The following is a 7593-nucleotide window of genomic DNA, read 5'->3' as shown; positions in this document are numbered from 1 at the left end:
CACCGGGGGCCCCGGGCCCGCGCCCCCCCCCGCCCCCCGCGCACCCCCCGCGGTGGGCCCCGGCGCGCGTCGCGCGCCGCGCTCCGGGGCCCTCGGCGTGCTGCCCGCTGCTACTGCTGCGCGCGTTCGAGGACGAGCTCGCGCACGCGCGCGGCGTCGGCCTGCCCCTTCATCGCCTTCATGACGGCGCCGATGATGGCGCCCGCCGCCTGCACCTTGCCGTCCTGGATCTTCGCGAGGACATCGGGCTGCGCCGCGAGCGCCTCGTCGATGGCCGCGATGAGCGCGCCGTCGTCGGAGACGACCGCGAGACCGCGGGCGTCGACGACCTGCTGCGGGTCGCCCTCCCCCGCGATGACGCCTTCGAGCACCTGGCGCGCGAGCTTGTCGGTGAGCGTGCCCGCATCGACGAGCGCCTGCAGCTGCGCGACCTGCGCGGCGGTGACGAGGTCGGCGGGCTCACGGCCCTCCGCGTTCGCGACGCGCGTGATCTCGCCCGTCCACCACTTCCGGGCCGCCGCGGGCGATGCTCCTGCCGCGACCGTCGACTCGACCTCGGCGAGCAGTCCGCCGTTGGCGACGTCCTGGAACTCGAGGTCGGTGAAGCCCCAGTCGGCCTTGAGCCGCCGGCGGCGCGCCGCCGGCGGCTCGGGCAGCGCGGCGCGCAGCTCCTCGATCAGCTCGGCAGAGGGCTCGACGGGGAGCAGGTCGGGCTCCGGGAAGTACCGGTAGTCGTCCGCGTCCGATTTCGGCCGCCCCGGCGACGTCGTGCCGGTGTCCTCGTGCCAGTGGCGCGTCTCCTGCGTGATCGTGCCGCCCGCCTCGAGGATGGCCGCCTGCCGCTGGATCTCGTAGCGCACGGCGCGCTCCACGGACCGCATCGAGTTGACGTTCTTCGTCTCGGTGCGCGTTCCGAGCTTCTCGGCGCCGCGCGGACGCAGCGACACGTTCGCGTCGCAGCGGATGTTGCCGCGCTCCATGCGCGCCTCGGAGATGCCGAGCCCCCGCGCGATCTCGCGGATGGTCGCGAGGTACGCCTTGGCGAGCTCCGGTGCGCGGTGCTCTGCTCCGAAGATCGGCTTGGTGACGATCTCGACGAGCGGCACGCCGGCGCGGTTGTAGTCGACGAGGGAGTACTCGGCGCCCTGGATGCGGCCCGTCGATCCGCCCACGTGCGTGAGCTTCCCGGCGTCCTCCTCCATGTGGGCGCGCTCGATCGGGATGCGGAAGACATCCCCGCCCTCGAGCTCGACCTCGATCTCGCCCTCGTACGCGATGGGCTCGTCGTACTGGCTGATCTGATAGTTCTTGCCGAGATCGGGGTAGAAGTAGTTCTTCCGCGCGAAGCGGCTCGATACGGCGATCGAGCAGCCGAGCGCGAGCCCGAGGCTGATCGACGAGCGGATGGCCTCGGCGTTGACCGTCGGCATGGAGCCAGGGAGGCCCATGTCGACGGGGGCGACGAGCGTGTTCGGCTCGGCCGCGTGGAACTCCTCGTTGGCGGGGTTGCCCGCGCCGGAGAACATCTTGGTCCGGGTGTTGAGCTCGACGTGCACCTCGAGCCCGATGACGGGCTCGAAGAGCTCGAGAGCGCGGTCGAAGTCCATGAGCTTCGCGGCGGCCATCAGCGTGCCCCTCCCTCGAGAGCCGGTGCGCGGTCGAGCAGCGGCCCGCCCCACTCGTCGACGAGCAGCGCCTCGAGCGCGGCGCCGACGCGATAGAGGCGGGCGTCCTCGCGCGCGGGTGCGAGGAACTGGATGCCCACGGGCAGCCCGTCATCGGCGGCGAGCCCCGACGGGAGCGAGATGCCCGGCACGCCCGCGAGGTTCGCGGGGATGGTCGTCAGGTCGTTGAGGTACATCGACAGCGGATCGTCGATCTTCTCGCCCAGGCGGAACGCCGTCGTCGGCGCCGTCGGCGTCGCGATGACGTCGACGCGGCCGAACGCCGCCGCGAAGTCCTGCTGGATGAGGGTGCGGACCTTCTGCGCGCTCCCGTAGTACGCGTCGTAGTAGCCCGCGGAGAGGGCGTAGGTGCCGAGGATGATGCGGCGCTTCACCTCGGGGCCGAACCCTGCGTCGCGCGTGGCGGACATGACGTCCTCGACGGTGCCGCCCGGCACGTCGACGCGCAGGCCGAATCGGACGGAGTCGAACTTCGCGAGGTTGCTCGACGCCTCCGCGGGGAGGATGAGGTAGTACGCCGCGACGGCGTACTCGAAGTGCGGGGCGCTGATCTCGACGATCTCCGCGCCGTGCGCCTCGAGCATCGCGAGCGACGCGCGGAACGAGGCGGCCACGCCGGGCTGGAAGCCGCTGTCTGGCAGCTCGGTCACGACGCCGACCCGCAGGCCGTCGAGGACGTCGCCGCGCGCACCCTCGCGGGCCGCGTCCGCGAACGACGGCCAGGCCTCGGCGAGCGAGGTGGCATCGAGCGGGTCGTGCCCCGCGATGACGTCGTGCAGGAGCGCCGAGTCGAGCACCGTGCGCGAGACGGGGCCGACCTGGTCGAGCGAGGATGCCAGTGCGATCGCGCCATAGCGGCTCACGCCGCCGTACGTGGGCTTCAGCCCGACGGTTCCGGTCACGTGCGCGGGCTGCCGGATGGAGCCGCCGGTGTCGGACCCGAGCGCGAGGGGCGCCTCGAAGGCCGCGACGGCCGCGGCCGAGCCGCCGCCCGATCCGCCGGGGATCCGCTCGAGGTCCCACGGGTTGCGCGTCGGGCCGTATGCGGAGTGCTCCGTCGACGATCCCATGGCGAACTCGTCCATGTTCGTCTTGCCGAGCGGCACGAGGCCCGCCACGCGCGACCGGGCGACGACGGTCGCGTCGTAGGGCGACATGTAGCCGTCGAGGATCTTCGATCCCGACGTCGAGGGCATGTCGGTCGTGACGAGCACGTCCTTGACGGCGAGCGGCACGCCGGCGAGCTCGCCGAGCGCCTCGCCGGCGGCCCGGCGGCGGTCGATGTCCGCCGCGACCTCGAGTGCGTGGTCGCTCACATGCAGATAGGCGTGGACATCGCCGTCGACGACGGCGATGCGGTCGAGGTGCGCCTGCGTCGCCTCGACGCTCGAGACCTCGCCAGACGCGAGGCGGGCCGCGAGCTCGGCCGCGGTCATCCGGATGATGTCGCTCACTGCTCCTCCCCCAGGATCGCCGTGACGCGGAACCGGCTGCCGTCGGCGTCCGGCGCGTTCTGCAGGACCTGGTCGAGGGACAGCATGCCGCCGACCTCGTCGGGTCGGAAGACGTTCTGCAGCGGGATCGGATGGCTCGTGGCCGCGACGTCGGAGGTCGCGACCTCGCCGACCTTCGCGATGTTGTCGACGATGGCGTCGAGCTCTCCCGTGAGGCGGGTCACCTCCTCCTCGTCCAGCTGGATCCGGGCGAGCACACCGAGATGGCGCACGAGATCGGGGGTGATTTCAGACACCCCCCAAGTCTAGGCGGTGCGCCCGTCGCCGCCGCCTACGCTGGACGCGTGAGCTTCGACCCGCCCCGGCCCTGGACCGCCTCGTACGCCCCCGGCGTCCCCGACGACCTCGCTCCCGTGTCGGGATCGCTGCTCGACCTCGTCGACGCGTCGGCGCGCGATTTCCCCGACGCGCCAGCGCTGCAGTTCTTCGGACGCGTCACCGACTACCGCACGCTGCGCGCGCAGATCGACCGCGCGGCCGCCGGCCTCCTCGCGCTCGGCGTGCGCCGTGGGGACCCCGTCGCGATCATCCTGCCGAACTGCCCGCAGCACATCGTCGCGTTCTACGCCGTGCTGCGCATCGGAGCGGTCGTGGTGGAGCACAACCCGCTCTACACGCCGCGTGAGCTGCGCAAGCAGTTCGAGGATCACGGAGCGAAGCACGCCATCGTGTGGAGCAAGGTCGCCCGGACGGTGCAGGAGTTCCCCGCCGACCTCGCCCTCTCCTCGCTCGTCTCCGTCGACGTCGTCGCGGGCATGCCCGGGTGGATGCGCGCGGCGCTGCACCTGCCCGTCCCGCGTCTGCGCGCGCAGCGCGCGCAGCTCACCGAGCGCGTGCGGGGAGCCGTCCGCTGGGAGTCCGTCGTGTCGCACCCGCCGCTCCCCGCCGCGCACCCGCGGCCGGACACCGACGACCTCGCGATCATCCAGTACACGAGCGGGACGACGGGCGATCCGAAGGGCGCCGCCCTCACGCACGCGAACCTGCTGGCCAACGCGGCGCAGGCGAACGCGTGGACACCCGACGTGCAGCGCGGGGAGGGTGCCGTCGTCTACGCGGTGCTGCCGATGTTCCACGCCTACGGCCTCACCCTGTGCCTCACGTTCGCGATGTCGCTCGGCGCGCGGCTCGTGCTGTTCCCGAAGTTCGATCCCGACCTCGTGCTGGCCGTGACGCGGAAGCACCCCGCGTCGGTGCTGCCGCTCGTCCCGCCGATCGCGGCGCGGCTGCTCGCCCGAGCGAAGGAGAAGGGCGTGTCGCTCGCCGGGACGCGCATCGGCGTCTCGGGTGCCATGGCGCTCGACGAGACCCTCGTCGTGCCGTGGGAGGAGGAGACGGGCGGCTACCTCGTCGAGGGGTACGGTCTGTCGGAGTGCTCGCCGGTGCTCATCGTGAACCCCGTCTCCGACGACCGGAAGGCGGGCGCCATCGGCCTGCCGCTGCCGGGCACGGAGGTGCGCGTCGCCGATCCGGACGATCCGTCGCGCGACGTCGGCGTCGGCGAGCCCGGCGAGCTGCTCGTGCGCGGCCCTCAGGTGTTCGGCGGCTACTACGGCCGCCCCGAGGCGACGGCGGCGGTCTTCCACGAGGACTGGTTCCGCACCGGCGACATCGTGACGATGGATGCGGACGGCTTCCTCTCCGTCGTCGACCGGATCAAGGAGCTCATCATCACGGGGGGCTTCAACGTCTCCCCGACCGAGGTCGAGATCGCGCTGCGGCAGCACCCGGCGGTCGCCGACGCCGCCGTGGTCGGCATCGCCGACTCCCGCAGCGGCGAGGAGGTCGTCGCGGCCGTCGTCGTCGACGACGGAGCCGGCCTCGACGTCGAGGAGCTGCGCGCCTTCGCGCGCGGAATCCTCACCCCCTACAAGGTGCCGCGACGTGTGTTCGTCGTGGACGAGCTGCCGAAGTCGATGATCGGCAAGGTGCTCCGCCGCCAGGTGCGCGAACGCGTCCAGGCGCTCGTCGCGGGCGGCGACGCGGGCTGACTCCCTGCCGCAGAGGCCCGCCGCCCGCCGCCGCGCCGCTAGTTCGCGTCGGCGGCGGGCGGGAGGGCGTCTGGTCCTTCCGTCACGAGCAGGTGGAACTGCGCCGCGTCGATGACGCGCACCCCGAGGGCATCCGCCTTCGCGAGCTTCGAGCCCGCGCCGGGGCCGGCGGCGACGAAGTCGGTCTTCTTGCTCACGCTCGACGCCGCTTTGCCGCCCGCCTGCATGATGGCCTCCTGCGCTCCCTCGCGTGTGTAGCCGTCGAGGCTCCCCGTCGCGACGATCGTGAGCCCGGAGAGCACGCCGCCCGCCGCCTGCGCGGCACCGGGGCCGGGGTGCCCCGGGGTCGACCACTCCACGCCCGCTGCCGCCCAGCGCTCCACGATCTCGCGGTGCCAGTCGACCTCGAACCAGTCGAGCAGCGAGTCCGCGATGATGCCCCCGACGCCGTCCACGGCCGCGAGCTCCTCCCTCGTGGCAGAGCGGATGGCATCGAGCGACCCGAACCAGGCCGCCAGCGCGCGTGCCGCGACGGGGCCGACATGACGGATGTTGAGCGCGACGAGCAGGCGCCACAGGTCCTTCGTCTTCGCCTTCTCGAGCTCGTCCACGAGCTTCTCCGCCTGCGCGGACGGACGCGGCGCGTTGTCGCCGTCCTTCCGCTCGGCGGCCGTCGCGTTGCGGCGGAACGGCGCACGTCGGATGAACTCTCCCGTCGCCTCGTCGACGCGGCGCTCGCCCGTCTCGCCGTCGCGCACGATGACCTCGATGGGCACGAGCTGGTCGATCGTGAGGTCGAACAGTCCGGCCTCCGTCCGCAGCGGCGGGTCGGCTGGCACCTCGGGCTGCGTGAGCGCGGCCGCGGTGACCTCCCCGAGCGCCTCGATGTCGAGCGCGCCGCGCGAGCCGATGTGCTCGACGCGCCCGCGCACCTGCGCGGGGCAGTCCTTCGCATTGGGGCAGCGGAGGTCGATGTCGCCCTCCTTCATGGGGCGCAGCGTCGTCCCGCATTCGGGGCACGCGTCCGGCATCACGAAGGCCCGCTCCGAGCCGTCGCGGAGCTCCGCGACGGGGCCGAGCACCTCGGGGATGACGTCTCCCGCCTTCCGCAGGACGACGGTGTCCCCGATGAGGACGCCCTTCGCCTGCACGACGTCCTTGTTGTGCAGCGTCGCCTGGCGCACGACGCTGCCCGCCACGAGCACGGGCGCCATCTGCGCATACGGGGTCGCCCGCCCCGTGCGGCCGACCGAGACAACGATGTCGAGGAGCTTCGTGTGCACCTCCTCGGGCGGGTACTTGTACGCGATCGCCCACCGGGGTGCGCGGCTCGTCGCTCCCAGCTCATCGTGCAGCGCGAGCTCGTCCACCTTGACGACGATCCCGTCCAGCTCGTGCTCGACCGAGTGCCGATGCTCGCCGTAGTGCTCGACGAACGCGACGACCCCGTCGACGTCGGCGGAGGTGCGCAGATAGGGGCTGACGGGGAGCCCCCACTCGGCGAGCAGACCGTACACCTCGCTCTGCGCCGCGACGGGCGGGTCTGGCCAGGCCCCGATGCCGTGCACGTACAGCCGCAGGGCGTCGATGCGCGCGATGCCCGCCTCCAGCTCCCGGCCGTCCTTCTTGTCGAGCTGCTGACGCAGGCCCCCGGCCGCGGCGTTGCGCGGGTTGGCGAACGAGGGGAACCGGCGCTCGGCCGAGCGGAGCGCCTTCTCCGCGTCGTAGCCCGGCCGCGCCTGGGCGTCGGCGACGACGCTCTCGCGCAGGCGGGCCTGCAGGGCGTTCAGCTCCTCGAATGCGGCGACGGGGATGAACACCTCGCCGCGGACCTCGACGAGCGCCGGATGGCCCGTGCCCGCCAGTCGCTCGGGGATGCCCGCGACCCGCAGGGCGTTGACCGTGACGTCCTCGCCCACGCGCCCGTCGCCGCGCGTCGCCGCCGAGACCAGCCGGCCCCGCTCGTAGCGCAGGGCGATCGCCAGGCCGTCGATCTTGAGCTCCGTGAGCCACCGGACGGGCCGGCCGGCCGCCGCCTCCGTCTTGGCGCACCATTCGCGCAGCTCGTCGATCGAGAAGACGTTGTCGAGGCTGAGCATGCGCTCGGCGTGCGCGATGGGCGCGAGGGCCGTCGAGCCGGCGCCGCCGACGGTGAGGGTGGGCGAATCCTGGCCCTGCAGCTCCGGATAGCGCCGCTCAAGGGCCTCCAGCCGCCGCGCCCATGCGTCGTAGGTCGCATCGTCGACGACGACGGCGCCGCCGTCTCCGTAGTAGGCGTCTCGCGCTTCGAGGATGCGCTCGGTGAGCGCCCGCGTCTCGGTGCGCGCCTCGTCGAGGGTCAGGTCGGGGAGGGAGTCTTCACCGTCGGTCACGTCGGCAAGTCTAGGAAGCCCCGCCGACTTC

The 7593-nt window shown here is 72.8% G+C and carries 5 protein-coding genes; 1 reads left to right on the top strand and 4 read right to left on the bottom strand.

Annotation, left to right across the window (positions count from 1 at the left end; all coding sequences use genetic code 11):
- Nucleotides 1–110: 110 nt before the first annotated feature.
- From gatB to gatC, 3 genes are read right to left on the bottom strand one after another with little or no spacing between them, the layout of a single operon-like run.
- The gene (gene gatB, locus ACWGPF_RS12615; protein ID WP_452333146.1) at nt 111–1625 is read right to left on the bottom strand and encodes an Asp-tRNA(Asn)/Glu-tRNA(Gln) amidotransferase subunit GatB; all 1515 of its coding nucleotides are present in this window, start codon (nt 1623–1625) and stop codon (nt 111–113) included.
- Nucleotides 1625–3139 (bottom strand): Asp-tRNA(Asn)/Glu-tRNA(Gln) amidotransferase subunit GatA, encoded by a 1515-nt coding sequence (gene gatA, locus ACWGPF_RS12610; protein ID WP_452333145.1) that lies wholly within the window; start codon nt 3137–3139, stop codon nt 1625–1627. The genes gatB and gatA overlap by 1 nt, the downstream gene beginning before the upstream one ends.
- Nucleotides 3136–3435: an Asp-tRNA(Asn)/Glu-tRNA(Gln) amidotransferase subunit GatC gene (gene gatC / locus ACWGPF_RS12605; RefSeq protein WP_452333144.1), complete on the bottom strand. Its 300-nt coding sequence runs from the start codon at nt 3433–3435 to the stop codon at nt 3136–3138. The genes gatA and gatC overlap by 4 nt, the downstream gene beginning before the upstream one ends.
- A gap of 48 nt (nt 3436–3483) precedes the next feature.
- Here gatC and ACWGPF_RS12600 point away from each other — a divergent pair, with 48 nt between their 5' ends.
- Nucleotides 3484–5190 (top strand): long-chain-fatty-acid--CoA ligase, encoded by a 1707-nt coding sequence (locus ACWGPF_RS12600; RefSeq protein WP_452333143.1) that lies wholly within the window; start codon nt 3484–3486, stop codon nt 5188–5190.
- Nucleotides 5191–5228: 38 nt separating this feature from the next.
- Here ACWGPF_RS12600 and ligA read toward each other — a convergent pair whose 3' ends face one another.
- The gene (ligA, locus tag ACWGPF_RS12595) at nt 5229–7562 is read right to left on the bottom strand and encodes an NAD-dependent DNA ligase LigA (RefSeq protein WP_452333142.1); all 2334 of its coding nucleotides are present in this window, start codon (nt 7560–7562) and stop codon (nt 5229–5231) included.
- Between the last annotated feature and the right edge of the window lie 31 nt (nt 7563–7593).

Source organism: Microbacterium sp. NPDC055683 (assembly GCF_053617895.1).
Note: the sequence above shows the minus strand (reverse complement) of the source record. Positions and strands in the feature narration are given on the sequence as shown.

Coding starts and splice junctions, on each gene's coding strand:
- gatB (WP_452333146.1), bottom strand. CDS start 1,625: ATGGCCGCCGCGAAGCTCATGGACTTCGACCGCGCTCTCGAGCTCTTC.